Below are 17,094 nucleotides of genomic sequence, written 5' to 3'. Positions count from 1 at the left end.
GGCGGCGGCGTGTGCCGCCAACGCCACCCGGTCGCCGCCGATCGCGTCGGCGAACGCCCGAAACGACGCCGCCGGAGAGTCCGCCACCGACGCGGGATCGTCGGCCTCCAACACCCGCCGCAGCGCCCCGGCGGGCAAGACCCGCGTGTCCACGCCCCCGAGTTCCACCACGCTCGCGCCCACCCCGGCCACGACCAGACGCCGCACCCGCCGGTCCCGCACCGCGGTGAGCACCGCCACCACCGCACCCATCGAGTACCCCACCAGGTCGACGGCCGGCTCGTCGAGCACGTCGAGCAACGTGCTGACGTCCTCCGCCATCCGGTCCTCCCCGTAGGAGGCGGGATCGTGGGGCTTACCCGACGACCCGTGGCCGCGGGCGTCGATCGTCGCCACCCGGCGGCCCGCCTCCGTGAGCTTGCGGACGATCCCCGGGGCCTCCCAGTTCGTCCGCCCGCTGGCGACGAACCCGTGGTGCAACAGCACCAGCGGTAAGGCCGAGTCCTGCTCCCAGCACCGGTAGGAGATCTCGACACCGTCGGCGGCCCGGAAGCACGGCATGAACGTGGCCCTCCCTCGAACGCAACGGCTGGCTGTCCGTCCGACAGCCCGGCCAGCCTACGACGGCTGCCGTCACAGGCCGCGCGAGCGCGGTGTCGCCTGCCGACGTACGGCGTGTCCCGCCACAAGCGACACCGTTCGAGACCGCAGACGGATGGCAGCGTCGCCGCGCCGCTCTAGCGTCGGGGACATGACCGCTCTCAAGGACCTGCGCTGGCCGCTCGTGATGGGTCTCGGAGTCCTCGCCCTCGCCCGGCCGGTGGCCAACACCGTGTTCGACCAGATCGGAGCCGACCGGCCCGCAGCACTGCCCGGCATCCTGACGGCCGTGATCACGATGGTCTGGGTCGCCGCGGTCGGCCTGCGCGCCGTCAGCCGTCCGGTGCTGACGCTGGTCTGCACCGGAGTGGCCTACGCGGTGCTCTCGACCGTGCTCAGCGCCATCCTCTCGCCGCTGCTCACCGGCGCACTCCAAGGCCCCCTGGCCGAGCCGCGCGCGATCGTGCCGATGCTGCTGGTCAACGGCGCGTGGGGCGCGGCCGCGGGTGGTCTGGCCCTGCTCGTGCAGCGCGCCCGCGGCATCCGCCCACCCACCGGTACCCCCGGCGCGCGCCCACGGGACCTCGGCACCGGACCACGGCGTTGACCTTGCCCTCGGAGTGAGCCGCATGCTCCGGACATCCGCCAACCCGCCGGTCCGCACGAGCACTGCTCGTTGTGATGCGCAACACAGCGTCGATTCCTGTCGCGCGGCCCGGCGGTCACATGGTCGACACCCCGTCAACGAAGGGCGAACGACCATGGGCGACAGCGTGGAGGCACTGGTGCGGACCGCCGTACAGGACGACGACCGAGCTGCGTTCGGCGAGCTCGCCAGCCGCTACGCACCCGAGCTGCGCGTGCACTGTTACCGGATGCTCGGCTCCCGCGACGACGCCGACGACATGGTGCAGGAGACCCTCCTGCGAGCGTGGAGGCGACGCGCGACCTACCAAGGACGTGCGACGTTCCGCGCGTGGCTCTACAAGATCGCCACCAACGCCTGCCTCGACCTGATCGATCACCACAAGCGCGTGGCGGGGCCCTACCGGTCCGCCCCTTCAGCCGGTGAGGACACCCGGCCGCCCACGAACGTGCCCTGGCTGCAACCCCTGCCGGACGTGCTGGTCGACGCCACCCCGGCAACCGACGCGCCCGCGCAGGCGACCCTCGCGCGCGAGACGCTCGAACTGGCGTTCCTCGTCGCCGTCCAGCGGTTGCCGCCGACCCAACGCGCGGTACTCATCACGCGGGACGTGCTCGGCTGGTCGGCGGCCGACACCGCGGCGCTGCTCGACACGAGCGTCGCCGCCGTCAAGAGCGCCCTGCAACGCGCGAGGAGGACTCTGCGCGCGCACCTTCCCCCCGAGCGCGACAAGTGGGCCCGGCGCGCCTCGACCGGTGAGGAACGGGCGATCGTCCGCCGCTACGTCGACGCCCACGAACGGGCCGATCTCGACGGCCTCGCCGACCTGCTCGCCGAGGACGTGCGCCTGACCATGCCGCCGCACCCGCAGTGGCTGCGGGGCCGCTCCACTCTCGTGGCCTTCACCCGTGACGTCTTCGACCCCGCCTCCACCTGGCATCACGGACGCTGGCGCAGCGTCGTCACCCGAGCCAACACCCAGCCCGCGGTCGCCCACTACGTCGAACGCCCCACCGCCGTCGAGACGCGCGCACTGCCCGGCCGCTTCCGCGCACAGGTCCTCGACGTCCTCACCGTCGTCGACGGGCACATCAGCGCCATCACCGCGTTCGAACCCCGGCACTTCGCCGCCTTCGACCTGCCCCTCGTCCTGCCGTGAGCCGTGGGCTCGTCGTCCTCGACGCGGGCGAGACCCGTCGCTACGACCCACCCGCCTGGGTGGGAGTGCTGGTCGTCGTCGCCGACGGGGAACTGGAACTGGAAACAGTGCACGGCCACCGACGACGATTCGGCCACGGCAGCGTGCTCGCCCTCACCGGGCTGCCACTGCGCCTGCTCCGCGCCGTGACGCCCACAACGCTCATCATCCTCAGCCGTCGATGAGGCGATCCCGCACCGGCTCACCCGACACCTCCAACCACGCACGAAAGGCTCCTCATGCGCAGCACCTCCACTCAGCCCGTCCCCGGCACCGTCGTCTCGCGGGACGGCACGCCGATCGCGTTCGAGACCACCGGGGAGGGACCGGCCGTCGTCCTCGTGGCCTCCGCTCTCGCCGACCGGCGGGACACGCGCAGACTCGCCGCACTGCTGGCGCGGCACCACACCGTCGTCAACTACGACCGCCGTGGTCGTGGCGGTAGCGGCGACCACCACGACTACACCGTTCGCCGCGAGATCGACGACATCGCCGCCCTCGTCGACCACGTGGGAGGGACAGCGGCACTGTTCGGCAGCTCGTCGGGTGCCGTGCTGGCGTTGCGGGCGGCGGCCGCCGACATCGGCGTCACGAAACTCGCCCTCTACGAGCCGCCGTTCGTCGTGCGCCGCGACACCGGGTTCGGACCTCCCGACGACTTCACCGATCGCATCACCGGCCTGCTCGCCACCGGCGATCGCGCCGGTGCGGTCCGGGCCTTCATGACCGACGCGCAGGGCATGCCGTCTCCCCTGGTCGGCCTCATGCGGCTGATTCCCGGCGTGTGGTCCACGCTCACCGGCCTCGCGCACACCCTGCCCTACGACCTCGCTGTCCTGGGCGACACGCAACACGGTGCGCCGCTGCGCGCCGACGAGTGGGCCGGAGCGCGGTGCCCCACGCTCGTGCTCACCGGCGGCAGGAGTCCCGCCGGGTTCCACGACGCCGCGCGCGCACTCGCCGGACTGCTACCCCGAGCCCGGCACCACACGCTCCCCGGACTCGGCCACGGAGCCGTGATGCAGGCACCTCGCAAGCTCGCCCCCACCCTCACCGAGTTCCTCCGCTGAACCTGGCGCCCTTGTCTTTCCCCCATGTCACCTGGCAGAAAGACTGTGACAACACGATCACCGGCCGCGCGCGGCCAAGACCCGGACGGGGGTGTTGGCCGGTGGGCGATCGAGGACCTCGTGGCCGGGGCAACGTGGACACGGCGGCCCGACACGGCGGCCCTGCGCGCCGACCTGCGGGCGGCCGTTCCCGACGCGACGGCGGCGCTCGTGGTCACCGCGGCGATCTTCGTGTGGCTGTACGCGCGGGTGGCGGCCGGCACGTCGCCGACGGTCGAGATCATGCCGTTCCTCGCCGACGCCGACACGTTCGCGATGTACTGGCTGTGTCAGGCGTTCGGCTGGTCGGCGCTGCTGTGGGCGTGGCTGACGACCATGCTCGGCCTGCTGCGGTCGGGACGCCCGCCCCGGTGGCTGCCCGTCTCCCCCGCGCGCCTGGAACGCCTGCACCGCACGACGAGCCTGACCACCGTCGCGCTGATGTTCCTGCACGCCGCGTTGTTCTTCGCCGAACTGGTGCGCGACAACGAGGACGGGCTGAGCTGGGCGGGCCGGGTGTGGAGCGCGTTCGTCGACACCTTCGTGCCCGGCGGCTACGCCTCCGGCACGGGTCGCATCGCCGTCCTGCTCGGACTGCTCGCCCTCTACCTCGCGATCCCGCTGGGCCTGGCCTACTACGCCCGCACCCGCCTGGGCGCTCGCGCGTGGCGGGCGCTGCACCGGTTCGTGCTCGTGGTCTATGTGCTCAGCGTGTGGCACACCCTGCTGTACGGCACGAACGTGTGGTTCGACGGGTGGCCGCGGACCACGCTGTGGCTGTTGCAGCTGCCCCCGGCGGTGCTGCTGTTGACACGCCTGCTCGCGCCCGCCCGGCCCAGCGAACGGAACGATGCGCTGCGCGGACGTCCCCTCGCCCTGCTGCGCCGCGTCGCCGCCGTGACCGCCGCCGCCGCGGTGATCGCGAGCGTCGTCGCCGTCGTGCTCAGCGGACGGGACGGTGGGCGGACACGCGGTGTCGACGGCGCCGGGCTCACCGTGACCCAGGGCATGGTCTGGACCGGGCTCGCCGCCTTCGCCGCGGTCCTCGTCGTGGCGGTGGTCGTCGCGAAACGCGCTGAACGCGCGGAACGCGCGGAACGCGCGGAACGTCGACCCGTCTCGCGCACCTGACACCACGCCGGTTTCGATTCTCGAAAGCACCCGACCCGACGTCCCGGCAGCACCGCCGAACGCGTCCGGCCCGCGCGCCCGGCCGTCGGAACTCCCGCACCAGCGACGACTCGACCGCGAGCCCGCCCGAAACCCGCGAAGCCACACCGCTGACCAGCGCGAAAGTCTTCGCATCTGCGAGCGTTCCCGCGCTCGAACCGTCGCCAACGCGGGCCCGCCGTCGCTACCATCCCCGCGACGTTCACAAGATCAGAGGTGGGACATGGACGGCTACGGCGTCGACCCCGACACCCTCGTCTCGACCGGTGACCGGCTCGTGGAGATCGCGGACGCCGCGCGTGAGGCGAAGGCCGAGCTGATCGGCCGGGTCTCCGCGCACGAGGGCGCCAACCAGGGGTTCGCCGCGGCGCAGAAGGTGACGTCGCTCGCCACCGCCTGGGAGTTCCAGATCGACGACGTCTGCAAGCGCACCGCGATGGCGGGCGGGCTGCTGGAGGACGGCGCCCACCGCTACCGCGAGATGGAGCAGACCGTGCTCGACACGCTCCCCGCGTTGAGCTCCGCGGAGTGACGAGCCATGGTCTCCTTCCGCGAACTCCGTGACGCCGACCCCTCGGCCTTCGACGACGCCGCCGACCAGTGGGCCCGCCTGTCCGAGGAACTCACCGCCACCGCCGGCGACATCAAGACCGCCGTGTCCGACCTGGACGGCTGGCACGGCGACGCGGCAGACGCCGCCCGCACGCACTTCGACGACGTCCGCTCCGCCTACGACACCGCCTCCGAATACCTCGAACGCATCCCGCCCGCCCTGCGCGCACTGTCCGACGTGGTCACCGGAGGGCAGGAGACCATCGAGGGGGTGGTGGCCACCGTCGACGCCTCCCGGGTGCTCTCCCTCGACTCCGAGACCGGGGTCGTCACCGCGGACGGCGGCTGGTTCGACTTCCGCGGCGACGAGGAGAAGAAGCGCGACCGCGAGGTCGCCGAAGAGCTCACGGACACCGTGCGTTCCGTCCTGACCGCCGTGAACGAAGCCGACGACGTGGCCACCAAGGCACTGGCCGCGCTGATGCCGTCGGACGCGGGACTGGAACTCGAAGCCGTCGGTGAGGGCAACGTCGTGCGCTCCGCGGACCTGCCCGCCGACGACGCCTCGCCGCAGCAGATCAAGGACTGGTGGGACAGCCTGACGCCGATGGAGCAGGAATCCGCCATCTACACCCACGGCGACGTGATCGGTGGTCTCGACGGGATTCCCGTCGAGGACCGCGACCGCGCCAACCGCATCCGCTTCGCCGAGGAACACGCCGAAGTCACCACCCGCCGGGACACACTGGAAGCGCTCGGCGACGACCGCACCGACGAGCAGGACGAGGAACTGGAGAACCTCAACGGGACCCTGCGTGGCTTCGACGCGATCGACGAACGCCTCGAAGCCGAACCCGGCGACACCCGGCCGCGCGCGTACCTGCTCGACTTCTCCACCGAGGGCAACGGCCGCGGCATCGTCGCGCTCGGCAATCCCGACACCGCCGACAACGTCGTCACGTCCGTGCCCGGCACCGGCTCCAACCTCTCCGGGATCGGTGGAGAACTGGACCGCAGCCAGGTCATCCTCGACGAGGCCAACCGCCAGTCCCGCAACAGCGAGACCGTCGCCATCACGTGGGTCGGCTACGACGCGCCACAGAGCATCCCCGACGCGCGGAAGGAGGAGTACGCCGACAACGCCTCCGACGACCTGCGCTCCTTCCAGGAAGGCCTGCGCACCACGCACACCGGCGAGGGCTCCCACAACACCGTGATCGGGCACAGCTACGGCTCCACCGTCGTCGGCCACTCGGCGCAGGGCGAACAGCTCGACGTCGACAACGTCGTCTTCGTCGGCAGCCCGGGCGTGGGTGTGGACAGCGCCGCCGACCTCGACCTGCCCGACGACGCCGGCGTCTACGCCACGACGGCCGAGAACGACATCATCCGCGCCACCCCGCCGTTCATCCACGGCCCCCAACCCGTCGGCGACGACTTCGGAGCCCACGTGTTCACCTCCGATGCGGGCACCGACGGCGACTGGTACACCGGGGGTTACTCCACCGAGGCACACTCGGAGTACTGGAACCAGGACTCGGCATCACTGCGCAACATGGCCACGATCGTCGTCGGCGGCACACCCGACTGACCCGGGGCCGAGCGCGGAGGGAAGGAACACAGGTGATCCGGAAGGCGACGGCCCTCGCCTGCCTGCTGCTCGTCACCGCGTGCGGGGGCGGCGGCAAGGGCACGACCCCGTCCGGCACGGACGCGACAGCACCAGGGAGCGACATGCGCACGATGACCGAGCACGAAGCAGCCCAGCGCGCGGAAGAGCACATCCGCCGCGCCGTGGACGCACTGCCGGAGAAACCGGCGCTGACCCTGCTGCGCGCCGACTCCGCCGAATGTCTCGACCCCACCGACGGCGGCCCCCGGGGCCGCTATGAGGTCGGGCGCTCGTACTGGCTCGACGACCTGCCCGAGGGACGCAACGCCGAGTTCGTCGACGCCCTCCACGACTACTGGACCGCGAACGACTACCGCGTCCTCACCGACAAGCGCGACGCGCCCGACCGGTTCGTGTCGGTGCAGCACAACGGCGACGCGTTCCGCATGTCGGTCAAGCAGAGCGTCGAGGGCGACCTGTCACTGGGTGCGTCGTCGCCGTGCGTGTGGCCCGACGGCACACCGCCCGAGCACGCGCAGGAGTGACCCGCGGAGACCCACCCCTGGACACGAGAACGGGGTGGTGGCGGTTCGACCCGCCACCACCCCAGCAGGGACGTTCCCGATCAGCCGGTGACCGACGTCAGCCGGTGATCAGCCGGAGACCGTAGGCGCTGAGCACCTCGTTGACGGGCTGGTAGTACGTCGTGCCGCCCCAGGTGCAGTTGCCGGAGCCACCGGAGGTCATGCCCTGGGCCTGGTTGCCCGCGATGAACGAACCACCGGAGTCACCCGGCTCCGCGCACACGTTCGTGCGCACCAGACCGGACACGCTGCCCTCGGCGTACCGGACGGTCTGGTTCTTGGCCTCGATCGTGCCGCAGTGCCAGCCGGTGGTCGAACCCGAACGGCAGACCGACGAGCCCACCGGAGCCTCGCTCGAACCGGACACCACGCGGGCGCTGCCGTTGTACATGTTGACCCACGGGCGCAGGGTGTCGCCGGAGCCGGTCTGCACGTAGGCGTAGTCGTTGCCCGGGAACGACGACCCGGCGAAGCGGCCCGTCGGCGAAGACGTCGAGGTGCCGGTGGTGCCGCAGTGGCCCGCCGTCACGAAGCCGCCCTGCACCGCGAAACCGACCGAGCAGCGCCCACCGTTGCCCATGTAGTAGGCGTTGCCGCCGATGATGTCCATCAGCGCCTGCGGCGACTCCTTCGACTCCACGACGTCGACGGCGTCGGCGTCCACACCGGCGCGGTCGACGAAGCGCTCCGCCTTCGCGGCGGTGCCCGGAGCGGTCGTCACGACGATCGAGTTGGCCTCGATGTCGACGTACCAGCCGGTGACGGCCTCCGGAGCGGCGCTCTCCTTCGCGTCGAGCTTCGCCGCCGCGGACTCCAGCTCCGTGACGGTGTACTCGACCAACCGCGGCGTGGCGCCCGCGGCCTTCACCGCGTCGAACTCCGCGGCGTCGGTCACGCCCACCACGAGCGTGCCGCGGTCGGCGTCGTAGTGAGCCCCGGCGTACTCGGCGCCGAGCTTCGCGGTCACGGTCTCGTGGACCTCGCGGGCCTCGGCCTCGTCCTGCAGACGCTGCTCGGCCTGGGCCTTGGTGAGCCCGAGGTCGCGCTGCATGGCCTGGACCACCGGGTCGGCCTCGGTGGTGGGCACCACCGAGACGTCAGCAGGGGCGGCGGTCGCGGGCAGGGTGAAGGCCACGGCGGTGCCCGCGGCCATCGTCACGGACGCGAGAACGCGTACCGCGCTTTTGCGATTCATCACTTTCCTCCTGGGGGCGAGGATTGCGTCGTTTTCGACGACTGCTGGAGTATGGCGCGCCCCCGGAGTCCGCACAGCCGCCCAATGGTTCGCGACTAATGAACGGTCCTGAGCTGAACGGACTACGACGAAAGTCGGGAAATCGCACAAACCGCGCCGGGCGATTCCAGATCATGGAACCCGACTGGACACTGTGTCCGATGCGCGAGAAGAAAGCCCGCCCGCTGGGGGATCCAGCGAGCGGGCTCTCGACAGTGGAGAAGAGACTGCTTCAGGCGCCGAAGGTGTCGGGATTCGCGCCGACGCGAACTCCGGTTTCCAACGCGTTGATGGAATCCATGTCGTCGGCCGCCAGCTCGAAATCGAACACGTCGATGTTCTGCTTGATCCGCGACGGCGTCACCGATTTCGGAATCGCGATGTTGCCGAGCTGAAGATGCCAGCGCAGCACGATCTGTGCCGGGGTCCGGTCGTATTTGTCGGCCAACGCCGTGAGCGTGGGATCGTCGAGCAGTCCCTTGCCCTGACCGAGCGGAGCCCAGGCCTCCGTCGCGATGCCGTGCTCGGCGTGGAAGGCGCGCAGCTCGCCCTGCGAGAACCTCGGGTGCAGCTCGACCTGGTTCACGGCGGGCACCACGTCCGTCTCGTCGAGCAGCCGCTGCAGGTGCGGGATTTGGAAGTTCGAGACACCGATCGCCTTGGCGCGGCCCTCCTCGTGCAGGCGCTGCATCGCCTTCCACGTGTCGACGTAACGGTCCTGCGACGGCACCGGCCAGTGGATCAGGTACAGGTCCACGTAGTCGAGGCCGAGGCGGGCCAGGCTCTCGTCGAACGCCGTGAGCGTGCTGTCGTAGCCCTGCCGGTCGTTCCAGAGCTTCGTCGTGACGAACAGGTCCTTCCGCGGCACACCCGACTCCGCGATGGCCCTGCCGACACCCGCCTCGTTGCCGTACACGGCGGCGGTGTCGATGCTGCGGTAACCGCAGAGCAGCGCCTCCGCCACCGGCTCGACGACCTGGTCGGGCGGTACCTGGAACACGCCGTAGCCGAGCTGCGGCATCGACGTGCCGTTGTTGAGGGTGATGTTCGGAACCTGTGTCATGAGGTGGCTTTTCCTTCGCCGTCGCGATGTCGGACTGTGTGCGCCCGCCGGAGCGGGCACCCCACTGCGCTCGATGATGAACCGATTCAGGTGTCGGCGCACTCCTGTGTCACGCAGCGCACACGGCAGTGCTCGGGTCGCGTCACTCGGGCCCGCCACCGGCCCGGGACACCCGAACGAGTCCTGTCCCGCGACTCGTGTGGTTCGGGCCCGCGAAGGGGGTATGCGGTCAGGGAACCGCTCGTACCGCAGATCTGCGTGAGGTGCTGACATGTCCCAACCCGAGCAAACCACGGGCAGCCGACCGTCGAAACGGTCGTCGCACGACCCGCTGTCCACCGACGACGGCCGGATCAGCGTCTCCCAGAGCGTGGTCTCGAAGATCGCCGGCGTCGCCTGCCGGGAGATCAGCGGAGTACACGCCATGGGCACGTCCGGCGGCCGGGCCGTCGGCGCCATCCGGGAACGCATCCCCGGCAGCTCCGGCCCCAGCTTCTCCCAGGGAGTCGGCGTCGAGGTCGGGGAAACCCAGGCGGCGGTCGACCTGGACATCGTGGTCGAGTACGGCATCTCGGTGGCCGAGCTCGGCCGGAGCATCCAACGCAACGTCAAGCAGGCCGTCGAACGCATGACCGGGCTGGAGGTCACCGAGGTCAACATCAACGTGGACGACGTGTACCTGCCGGACGAGGAAGGACAGGACACGCAGCAGAGGGTGTCATGACCGCTGCGTCGGCTCCCGGGATCGTGGACGGTGTCGATGTCGACCGCGTGGCCGCCGCCGCCCGCACCTGCGACGGGGTGGCCCACCTCGACGGCGGCACGTCCACACCGGCCCAGGCGCCGGTCGTGTCGTATCTGCCCGGCCGCACGGTGCCCGGTGTCCGCGTGGAACCGGACCGCGTGACCGTGCAGGTCACGGCGCAGTGGGGCGTCCCGGTACCGGAGCTCGGCAGGCGCATCCAGGCGGCGGTCGCGCCGCACGTGGCGGGACGGCGGGTCGACGTGATCGTCGCCGGCCTGGTCGACGCGCCGCACGAGCGCGCCGATCCCGATATCGACTTGTGAGGTGAGGACCATGACCCGCGCACACATCGGAACGCTGGTCGGGCTGGCGTTCGGCCTGTCCTGGGCCTTCGGCGGGTTCGGCCACCTGCTGATCGTCCTGTTCGTGACCCTGATCGGCTACGTGATCGGCAAGGTCCTCGACGGCGACATCGACCTCTCCCGTTACGTGCCGGACCGGCGCCAGAGCCGATGACCGGTCAGCAGGACACCGCACCGATGTCGCCGGAGCGCGCCCGGCCCGGTCGCACGGAGCTGGGCCGCATCGACATCAGCGACGACGTCGTCGCGAAAATCGCGGCGTACGCGGCGGCGGAGATCCCGGACGCCGGGTCGGCCGCCTCCGGGTTCGGGCGGATGCTCGGTCGCCGGAAGACCCCGGGAGTGCGGCGCACGAGCCTCACGACGGCGCCGAAGACCATCGCCCGCGTCGACGGCGCCACCGCGCGCCTGTCCCTCGTGATCAGCGTCCGCTGGCCCGCGCCGATCCCCCGCGTCTGCGCGGCCGTGCGGCGCCACGTCGGTGACCGGGTCGCGGAACTGACCGGACTGGTGGTCACCGACATCGACATCGAGGTGACCGACCTGACCACGGGCGAGCGGCCACGACGAGTGGACGGGGCGAACGCATGAGGTTGGTCAACCGGCTCCTCGCCACGCTGCTGTGCCTCGCGCTCATCGCCGGAGGTGTGCTGGTGATCGCCGAGGTGATCGCCGCGCTGGTCGGCGCGGAACCCGTGGTCTGGGACTGGCGAGCCACTCAGCAGTGGGCCGACGGCACGTCGTGGCAGAACGTCGTGGTCCGCATCGTCTGTGTGGCGCTGTTCGTCGTCGGCCTCGTCCTGCTGCTGGCCGAGGTGAAGCGCCCGCGACTGCGCCGACTTCGCGTGGCTGCCGAAACGGGCACCGACACGCGGCCCGTCGACACCGCCTACACCCGCCGCGGAGTGGCGGCGGCCGTGCGCGCGGCAGTGACCGGGGTCGACGGCGTCCGGTCGGCACGGGTGAAGGTGAAACGGCGCAGAATCAGGGTGTCCGCGACCACGGGCAGCTTCAACAAGGCGGCGGTGCGGCGACTCGACGAGGCGGCGGCGGACGCCACCCGCGACACGCTGCGGCGCCTCCAACTGCGCTCGACCCCGTCCGTCTCGGTCCGCACCCGGAGCACCTGATGCACGCCGACCGCACGAACCGCACGGTTCTCATCGTCCTCGCGCTCGTCCTCCTCGCCGCGGGTGGCCTCGGCGCGGCCGCCTCGTTCGGCCTGTTCGGAAGCGAGATCCAGCGCCGGTCGCTGACCGACCACGTCGTCGCCGACTACGCCGGCCGCAACGGCACCTGGTTCTGGCCGGTGGTCGCCGTCGCGGCGCTGCTGCTCGTGCTGCTGTGCCTGCGGTGGCTGCTGGTGATCCTCTTCTCCACCGACCGCGCCGGCGATCTGGAGGTGCAGGCGGAAGGGGCGGGGCGCACCAGACTGTCAACGGCCGCCGTGACCCGTGCGGTCACCGACGAGATCGAAAGCTATCGCGGCGTGTCCTCGGCGGACGCCCGGATGATCGGCCACGCGGACGACCTCACGCTCGTGGTCACCGCCACGGTCGAGGACACCGCCGATCTCCCGGCGCTGCGCGAGCGCATCGAGAGCGAGGCACTGGCCCACGCGCGGGCCGCCCTGGACGATCCGGAACTGCCGATCCAGCTCGATCTCACCGTCGCCACGGGACAGTCGGCGCGCGTCCAGTGACGCCCGGGTGCTCAGGTGTGAGCTGAAACGAGCTGGTCACCGTAGAACTGCCCCTGGACTCCCCGACCCCAGCACCAACCTACGACGTCCGGGATCGCCAGGCGTGGCTCTTCGTGTGCGCGAAGGTGGTCGTTCGCTCAGATCAGGCTGTCCGAGCTCATAAAGCCGCCGATACAGCACACGGCGATCAACGTCGAGCACGACGTCGTCGCGCCCGAGGACCAGCCGTGCCGCGCTGGACTCCACCAGGTCGCTGACCAACGCCCGCAGGCACGCCTCCTGCTCACGTCGTTTCGCTGCAACCCAGCTGTAGCCGGGCCCAGGACACAGCAGCCAACGGCTGGCCTTGCCGTTCGACGACCACGTGCGCTCCCGCGGGATTCGGTCCGTCTGGAGCATCGTCGGGCGGGTGTGCCGCCGTGCCCCGATCTCACTCACTCGGGTAGGGGCTTACCGGGATCTGCCAGGTGTGCGGGCTGTCGGGCCGGTCGAGCCACAGGGTGTGCGTGTCGGGAGTGACGGTGAGTCCGAAACGGTTCCAGCCCGGGCGGCCGAGGCGGGCCCAGGTGTGATGAGCGTGTTCGACCACCCGCCACACGCGACGCGGCCCGCCTTCGACGACGACGTGTTCGCCGTTCGGCTCGGCGGCGAGCGTGACCTCGGCCCACGAGCCGTCCGGTGTGGTGAGGAAGGCAGCGCTTGGTGGGCCGTCATAGCCGGGGCCCGCGTCGGGGGGCAGGGTGTAGCCGTGGGCGATATCGCGCCCCAACTCGAGGGCGGCAAGGAACCACACCAGCAGCGACGTCGACGGCGTTGTCGGATCGACACAGGTGGTGCGGTGCTCGGCGTCGTCGTGGTCGCGGTGTATCCGCCGGGACCGTCGGGTCGCGCCAGGAGAATGGCGTAGGTCCATGAAGGCCGCATACGTCGGATCGAAGCGGCCTTCGGCACGGTCGACGTCGGTGCGCGTCAATCGGACCAGGCTCCCCGCGTTGACCGCTACCTTCAGGTCGGTGAGGATCACCCCGCCTGGCGTGGTCTGTTCCACCCACGCCCACGGCACCGCCGGCACCGCGCATGTCGCCAGGATCGCGTCGAACGGGGCGTGTTCGGCCAGGCCGGCGGCGCCGTCGGCGGCCACCACCAGCGGGTGGTGGCCAAGCTGGGCCAGCCGCTGCCGCGCGTCGTGCACGAGTGCGGGCTCGACGTCGACGGTGAACACGGCCTGCTCGCCCAGGAGGTGACACAGCAGGGCGGCGTTGTAGCCGGTGCCGGTGCCGATCTCCAGCACGCGCGCCCCGTCGGTGAGGCGCAGCGCCTCGATCATGCGGGTCATCAGACCGGGTTGAGTCGAGGACGACAGCACTGTCTCCTCGGTATCGGTCAGTGCGGTGATCAGGGTGGTGTTGCTGTAGACGGTGTCGAGGTCGTCGACGCTGACCTGGCAGGCCCACCTGCCGTTGGATTGGCGGCGGTAGACCGTGGGCGTGAACCGGTGCCGGGGCGTGGCTTGCACCGCGGCGGCTAGACGCGGGTCGGTGAGCTTTCCCGCCTGCTCGAGTTCGCCGGCGAGCCGGTGTGCGTGCGACCGCCATTCGACGTCGACGATGTTTCGGGTCACGGCTGCCCCTTCGGACGGGTGAGCAGGTCAGCCAGGGCGTGGGTGATCGGGGCCCCGGTCTGCGTTTCCAGCCACCCATACTGGCCGGAGGTGTTGGCTTCCAGGAAGTGCCATCGCCCGTCGGTGTCCACGGCGAAGTCGACCGCGGCGTAGGCCAGGCCCAGCGCGTGCATGTAGCGGCGCAGCGGCTCGGCGATCTGGTCGGGAGTGTCGATGTGCTCGTAGCGCAGCGCCGCGAAGTCCGCCCGCCAGTCCACGCGGGCCGCGGCGGAGGCGGTGGTGATGGTGATCGTGAAGATGCGGTCTCCGACCACCACCACGCGCGCCTCGTGGGCTTTGTCGACCCAACGTTGCAGCTGGGTCGCGGTCGAGGCGACTCCCTCGAGTGCGGCCAGATCGTCGTGGGACAGCCGGCGCGTGTAAGCGACTTTGAGCTGGCCGCCTTCGGTGATCGTGTTCGGGCCGAACGACTTGCACACCAGCTCACCGTGCTGGTCGGCGAAGTCCTTCACCGCAGGCGGGGCGTTGGTGACCAGGGTGGGCTGCACCCGGAGCCCGCACGCGGCGGCAGTGGCCAGCTGCAACGGCTTGTACATGGCGTCGGCCGCGCGATTGGGGTGGTTGACCCATCGCACCGGCAGCGCGGCCAGCACCCCACCGAACCCCAGCCGCGCCTCCCGGTGCGCGTAGGCGCGTTCGACGTCGGTCAGCGTGCCGGGGAACTCGAACGCGGCCGGGTCGCGGTACCAGATGGCCCGCACGTCTTCCAAGCGCACGCTGCGGTGGTCGGTCCACAGCCGGCCGCACCAGCGGCCTTCGCCGTCGAGGCGTGCGTCCAGCCGCAGCCGCTGCGGAAACCAGGACAGGTCGGCGCGAAACACGGGCACGCCACGCCGGTCGAGCTCCTGCACCACCGCGTCGGCGGGGGCATCAGCGTCCTGGGCGAACACCACCACCGTCGAGGCCGCGCTGTTCACTCTTCCCAACCCCAGTCCTCCTCGGGCCCTTCGTCCCCGTCGCTGGAGGATTTGCTGGCCCACTCCTTGCTCATCGTCTCCATCAACGGCCGCCCCTGCTCGTCGACGGCGACCTGCCGGTGGGGGCAGTAACGACTCTTCCGCCGCTGCGGAGTGGGAACGCCAACCGCGCCCAGCAGCCCGAACGGTCGGGTCGCCTCCGGGCCCACGCCATCGGCAACGGCCCGCTGCCGCACGTGGTAACGCAGTGCCGCCGACGACAGTGGGCTCGCCGCTGGATCGTGCTCAGAAAATGGGCGCATCGCTGGCTCCTTCCCGCTCGACGTGCGTCGACCAACGCCCGCTCGCCGTGTCATCGCGGACGGTTGCGATCCCCACCGAACCGCAACCAGAGGGTGCCGGGAAAGCTCTGACCAGGTGACGTTTGCGGGTGTTCGCGGGCGCACGATGGCGGTGTTCGGGGCACGGGAAGCCCAAGACGTTTCGGCATGCCGACGCTTCAGCGGCCCCTGTTCCCGCTCCCGGGCTCACCAGTCGCCTTCCACGTCACCGGCCGCCACACGGAGTGGTTGTCGACCGCCCTGACGCGGTAGTAGTCGGACAGGCCATCCGACTGCGGAACCCCGCTCAGGCCAGTGCGGCCTCGATGCGGGCGGCGGCGGCCACCACCTGCGCCCCGTAGCGGGCGCCGGGGTTCGGGTCGAGTCGCTGGATCGGCGCCGACAGGCACACCGCGGCGACGACGTCGCCGTGCAGACGCACCGGCGCACTCACCGACCCCACACCCGGTGCGCGGCCCTGCATGCTCTCCACCCAACCGGGTCCGGCGGGGTCGTACTCGCCCAGCAGCACCTGCGCCGACGAGCCGTGCGGCAGCGGGAGCAGGCAGCCCTCCGGCTGGCTCGCCCGCAGTTCCTCGCCGCACTCGACGCTCACCACGCACAGGCGGTGGTCGGCGCGACGCACCCACAGTTGGACGCACTCGCCTGCCGTGGCGCAGAGTTCGTCCAGCACCGGGCGGGCGACCTCGGCCAAGGCGGAGGTCGCGAAGCGCGGTCCCAGATGGAACCGGCCGTCGGCGTCACGGCGCAGCAATCCGTGCGCCGCGAGCGCCGTGGCCAGCCGGTGTGCGGTGGACACGGTGAGTCCCAGCGTCCTGGCCAGCTCGCTCGTGCCCATCGGGCGGCTCTCCACACAGTCCAGGATCGCCACCGACCGGTCCACGACACCGACACCGGTCTTGAAGGACTCCGTCATCACCGCCTCCGCACCGCAGCCGGGGTGGCGGGGACCCGCGCCAGCGCCGACGACAGGTCGTGTCCGACCAGCCCGACCAGTTCGTCCCGCAACGCGCCGAGTGCGTCGGTGTCGATGCCGTTGTCGACGCCCTCGCGGTGGAACAGCTCATCGGCCTCGTCGGCGCCCTCGTGGTCGCGCGCCGCACCCTGCCCGCCGAGCGTTCGACCGCCGCGTTCCGGCGGGGCTTCCAGGAGAGCGGGCAGATCCTGATCCTGACCGGCGTCGGCGGGTCACTCGCACAGACGGTCAAGGACGTCGGCCTCGGCGAACTGCTCAAGGGCTACTTCTCCACCAGCACCGTCCTGCCCCTCCTGCTGGTGTGGCTGGTGGCGGCCGTCCTGCACATCGCGATCGGGTCGGTGGTGCTGGCCTCGATCACCGCCGCCGGTGTGCTCGGGCCGGTACTCCCGCTGCTGGGGATCGACCCAGTCTTCGTGGCACTGGCCGCCGGAGCGGGCTCGCTGTTCGCCATCCACGCCACCAGCAACACGTTCTGGCCGTTGCAGACCCTGCTGCCGCAGACGACCCGGGGAGCGCTGAAGTCGGTGACGTTCACGGTCTCGTGCGCGTCGGTGATCGCCATGATCCCGATCCAGCTCATGGCCCTGGTGTTCTGACGT

Annotated in this window: 22 protein-coding genes; 15 read left to right on the top strand and 7 right to left on the bottom strand. The window is 71.0% G+C overall.

Annotation, left to right across the window (positions count from 1 at the left end; translation table 11 throughout):
- Positions 1–561 (bottom strand): alpha/beta fold hydrolase (locus SACAZDRAFT_RS03040; protein WP_005438564.1); only part of this gene is annotated, 561 nt, incomplete at its 3' end.
- 190 nt (positions 562–751) lie between these two features.
- Here SACAZDRAFT_RS03040 and SACAZDRAFT_RS03035 point away from each other — a divergent pair.
- From SACAZDRAFT_RS03035 to SACAZDRAFT_RS03000, 8 genes are all read left to right on the top strand, one after another.
- Positions 752–1,207 (top strand): hypothetical protein, encoded by a 456-nt coding sequence (locus tag SACAZDRAFT_RS03035; protein WP_005438562.1) that lies wholly within the window; start codon positions 752–754, stop codon positions 1,205–1,207.
- Positions 1,208–1,361: 154 nt separating this feature from the next.
- Positions 1,362–2,405 (top strand): RNA polymerase subunit sigma-70, encoded by a 1,044-nt coding sequence (locus SACAZDRAFT_RS03030; protein WP_005438561.1) that lies wholly within the window; start codon positions 1,362–1,364, stop codon positions 2,403–2,405.
- Positions 2,402–2,629, top strand: coding sequence for a hypothetical protein (locus SACAZDRAFT_RS03025; protein ID WP_005438560.1), 228 nt, complete (start codon positions 2,402–2,404; stop codon positions 2,627–2,629). Before SACAZDRAFT_RS03030 ends, SACAZDRAFT_RS03025 begins: the two co-directional genes overlap by 4 nt.
- Positions 2,630–2,683: 54 nt before the next feature.
- Positions 2,684–3,514, top strand: a complete 831-nt coding sequence (locus SACAZDRAFT_RS03020) for an alpha/beta fold hydrolase (RefSeq protein ID WP_005438559.1) — start codon at positions 2,684–2,686, stop codon at positions 3,512–3,514.
- Positions 3,515–3,634: 120 nt separating this feature from the next.
- Positions 3,635–4,684 (top strand): ferric reductase-like transmembrane domain-containing protein, encoded by a 1,050-nt coding sequence (locus SACAZDRAFT_RS03015; protein ID WP_005438558.1) that lies wholly within the window; start codon positions 3,635–3,637, stop codon positions 4,682–4,684.
- A gap of 262 nt (positions 4,685–4,946) precedes the next feature.
- Complete coding sequence (locus tag SACAZDRAFT_RS03010; protein ID WP_005438557.1) at positions 4,947–5,255, top strand: hypothetical protein; 309 nt, start codon at positions 4,947–4,949, stop codon at positions 5,253–5,255.
- Between the two features lie 6 nt (positions 5,256–5,261).
- Entirely contained in the window at positions 5,262–6,866 is a 1,605-nt protein-coding gene (locus tag SACAZDRAFT_RS03005; RefSeq protein WP_005438555.1) for an alpha/beta hydrolase, read from the top strand.
- A 32-nt stretch (positions 6,867–6,898) separates the two neighbouring features.
- Positions 6,899–7,432: a hypothetical protein gene (locus SACAZDRAFT_RS03000; RefSeq protein ID WP_005438554.1), complete on the top strand. Its 534-nt coding sequence runs from the start codon at positions 6,899–6,901 to the stop codon at positions 7,430–7,432.
- Between the two features lie 97 nt (positions 7,433–7,529).
- On the opposite strand, the gene SACAZDRAFT_RS02995 is transcribed toward SACAZDRAFT_RS03000, so the two are convergent.
- Positions 7,530–8,666 carry a S1 family peptidase gene (locus SACAZDRAFT_RS02995; protein ID WP_005438553.1) on the bottom strand — a complete coding sequence of 379 codons (1,137 nt, stop codon included), beginning with the start codon at positions 8,664–8,666 and terminating at the stop codon, positions 7,530–7,532.
- 271 nt (positions 8,667–8,937) lie between these two features.
- On the bottom strand, positions 8,938–9,768 hold the full coding sequence (locus tag SACAZDRAFT_RS02990) for an aldo/keto reductase (RefSeq protein ID WP_005438549.1): 831 nt from the start codon (positions 9,766–9,768) through the stop codon (positions 8,938–8,940).
- A 271-nt stretch (positions 9,769–10,039) separates the two neighbouring features.
- Between SACAZDRAFT_RS02990 and SACAZDRAFT_RS02985 the strand changes: the two genes are divergently transcribed.
- From SACAZDRAFT_RS02985 to amaP, 6 genes are read left to right on the top strand one after another with little or no spacing between them, the layout of a single operon-like run.
- Entirely contained in the window at positions 10,040–10,492 is a 453-nt protein-coding gene (locus SACAZDRAFT_RS02985; RefSeq protein ID WP_005438547.1) for an Asp23/Gls24 family envelope stress response protein, read from the top strand.
- The gene (locus SACAZDRAFT_RS02980; RefSeq protein WP_005438546.1) at positions 10,489–10,836 is read left to right on the top strand and encodes an Asp23/Gls24 family envelope stress response protein; all 348 of its coding nucleotides are present in this window, start codon (positions 10,489–10,491) and stop codon (positions 10,834–10,836) included. Before SACAZDRAFT_RS02985 ends, SACAZDRAFT_RS02980 begins: the two co-directional genes overlap by 4 nt.
- 10 nt (positions 10,837–10,846) lie before the next feature.
- Positions 10,847–11,029, top strand: a complete 183-nt coding sequence (locus SACAZDRAFT_RS02975) for a DUF2273 domain-containing protein (protein WP_005438544.1) — start codon at positions 10,847–10,849, stop codon at positions 11,027–11,029.
- Entirely contained in the window at positions 11,026–11,466 is a 441-nt protein-coding gene (locus SACAZDRAFT_RS02970; RefSeq protein WP_040927643.1) for an Asp23/Gls24 family envelope stress response protein, read from the top strand. The genes SACAZDRAFT_RS02975 and SACAZDRAFT_RS02970 overlap by 4 nt, the downstream gene beginning before the upstream one ends.
- Positions 11,463–12,005 carry an alkaline shock response membrane anchor protein AmaP gene (locus SACAZDRAFT_RS02965; RefSeq protein ID WP_005438537.1) on the top strand — a complete coding sequence of 181 codons (543 nt, stop codon included), beginning with the start codon at positions 11,463–11,465 and terminating at the stop codon, positions 12,003–12,005. The genes SACAZDRAFT_RS02970 and SACAZDRAFT_RS02965 overlap by 4 nt, the downstream gene beginning before the upstream one ends.
- Positions 12,005–12,577 (top strand): alkaline shock response membrane anchor protein AmaP, encoded by a 573-nt coding sequence (amaP, locus tag SACAZDRAFT_RS02960; RefSeq protein WP_005438535.1) that lies wholly within the window; start codon positions 12,005–12,007, stop codon positions 12,575–12,577. The genes SACAZDRAFT_RS02965 and amaP overlap by 1 nt, the downstream gene beginning before the upstream one ends.
- Before the next feature lie 430 nt (positions 12,578–13,007).
- On the opposite strand, the gene SACAZDRAFT_RS02955 is transcribed toward amaP, so the two are convergent.
- The 4 genes from SACAZDRAFT_RS02955 to SACAZDRAFT_RS02940 form a co-directional block, all read right to left on the bottom strand.
- Positions 13,008–14,198 (bottom strand): methyltransferase domain-containing protein, encoded by a 1,191-nt coding sequence (locus tag SACAZDRAFT_RS02955; protein WP_005438531.1) that lies wholly within the window; start codon positions 14,196–14,198, stop codon positions 13,008–13,010.
- Positions 14,195–15,175 carry an ATP-grasp ribosomal peptide maturase gene (tgmB, locus tag SACAZDRAFT_RS02950; protein ID WP_157606925.1) on the bottom strand — a complete coding sequence of 327 codons (981 nt, stop codon included), beginning with the start codon at positions 15,173–15,175 and terminating at the stop codon, positions 14,195–14,197. Before tgmB ends, SACAZDRAFT_RS02955 begins: the two co-directional genes overlap by 4 nt.
- Entirely contained in the window at positions 15,172–15,477 is a 306-nt protein-coding gene (locus tag SACAZDRAFT_RS02945; RefSeq protein ID WP_005438528.1) for a putative ATP-grasp-modified RiPP, read from the bottom strand. The genes tgmB and SACAZDRAFT_RS02945 overlap by 4 nt, the downstream gene beginning before the upstream one ends.
- A 325-nt stretch (positions 15,478–15,802) precedes the next feature.
- Positions 15,803–16,432 carry an IclR family transcriptional regulator gene (locus tag SACAZDRAFT_RS02940; protein ID WP_005438527.1) on the bottom strand — a complete coding sequence of 210 codons (630 nt, stop codon included), beginning with the start codon at positions 16,430–16,432 and terminating at the stop codon, positions 15,803–15,805.
- Between the two features lie 59 nt (positions 16,433–16,491).
- On the opposite strand from SACAZDRAFT_RS02940, the gene SACAZDRAFT_RS02935 reads away from it, so the two are divergent.
- Positions 16,492–17,091: a GntP family permease gene (locus tag SACAZDRAFT_RS02935; protein WP_232286350.1), complete on the top strand. Its 600-nt coding sequence runs from the start codon at positions 16,492–16,494 to the stop codon at positions 17,089–17,091.
- The last annotated feature ends 3 nt before the right edge of the window (positions 17,092–17,094 follow it).

This window comes from Saccharomonospora azurea NA-128, assembly GCF_000231055.2.
In the GTDB taxonomy this organism is placed as follows: domain Bacteria; phylum Actinomycetota; class Actinomycetes; order Mycobacteriales; family Pseudonocardiaceae; genus Saccharomonospora; species Saccharomonospora azurea.
Note: the sequence above shows the minus strand (reverse complement) of the source record. Positions and strands in the feature narration are given on the sequence as shown.

Coding starts and splice junctions, on each gene's coding strand:
- SACAZDRAFT_RS02970 (WP_040927643.1), top strand. CDS start 11,026: ATGACCGGTCAGCAGGACACCGCACCGATGTCGCCGGAGCGCGCCCGG.
- SACAZDRAFT_RS02990 (WP_005438549.1), bottom strand. CDS start 9,768: ATGACACAGGTTCCGAACATCACCCTCAACAACGGCACGTCGATGCCG.
- SACAZDRAFT_RS02995 (WP_005438553.1), bottom strand. CDS start 8,666: ATGAATCGCAAAAGCGCGGTACGCGTTCTCGCGTCCGTGACGATGGCC.
- SACAZDRAFT_RS02985 (WP_005438547.1), top strand. CDS start 10,040: ATGTCCCAACCCGAGCAAACCACGGGCAGCCGACCGTCGAAACGGTCG.
- SACAZDRAFT_RS03005 (WP_005438555.1), top strand. CDS start 5,262: ATGGTCTCCTTCCGCGAACTCCGTGACGCCGACCCCTCGGCCTTCGAC.
- SACAZDRAFT_RS02940 (WP_005438527.1), bottom strand. CDS start 16,432: ATGACGGAGTCCTTCAAGACCGGTGTCGGTGTCGTGGACCGGTCGGTG.
- SACAZDRAFT_RS02945 (WP_005438528.1), bottom strand. CDS start 15,477: ATGCGCCCATTTTCTGAGCACGATCCAGCGGCGAGCCCACTGTCGTCG.
- SACAZDRAFT_RS03035 (WP_005438562.1), top strand. CDS start 752: ATGACCGCTCTCAAGGACCTGCGCTGGCCGCTCGTGATGGGTCTCGGA.
- SACAZDRAFT_RS02980 (WP_005438546.1), top strand. CDS start 10,489: ATGACCGCTGCGTCGGCTCCCGGGATCGTGGACGGTGTCGATGTCGAC.
- SACAZDRAFT_RS02975 (WP_005438544.1), top strand. CDS start 10,847: ATGACCCGCGCACACATCGGAACGCTGGTCGGGCTGGCGTTCGGCCTG.
- SACAZDRAFT_RS03020 (WP_005438559.1), top strand. CDS start 2,684: ATGCGCAGCACCTCCACTCAGCCCGTCCCCGGCACCGTCGTCTCGCGG.
- amaP (WP_005438535.1), top strand. CDS start 12,005: ATGCACGCCGACCGCACGAACCGCACGGTTCTCATCGTCCTCGCGCTC.
- SACAZDRAFT_RS03030 (WP_005438561.1), top strand. CDS start 1,362: ATGGGCGACAGCGTGGAGGCACTGGTGCGGACCGCCGTACAGGACGAC.
- SACAZDRAFT_RS03010 (WP_005438557.1), top strand. CDS start 4,947: ATGGACGGCTACGGCGTCGACCCCGACACCCTCGTCTCGACCGGTGAC.
- SACAZDRAFT_RS02965 (WP_005438537.1), top strand. CDS start 11,463: ATGAGGTTGGTCAACCGGCTCCTCGCCACGCTGCTGTGCCTCGCGCTC.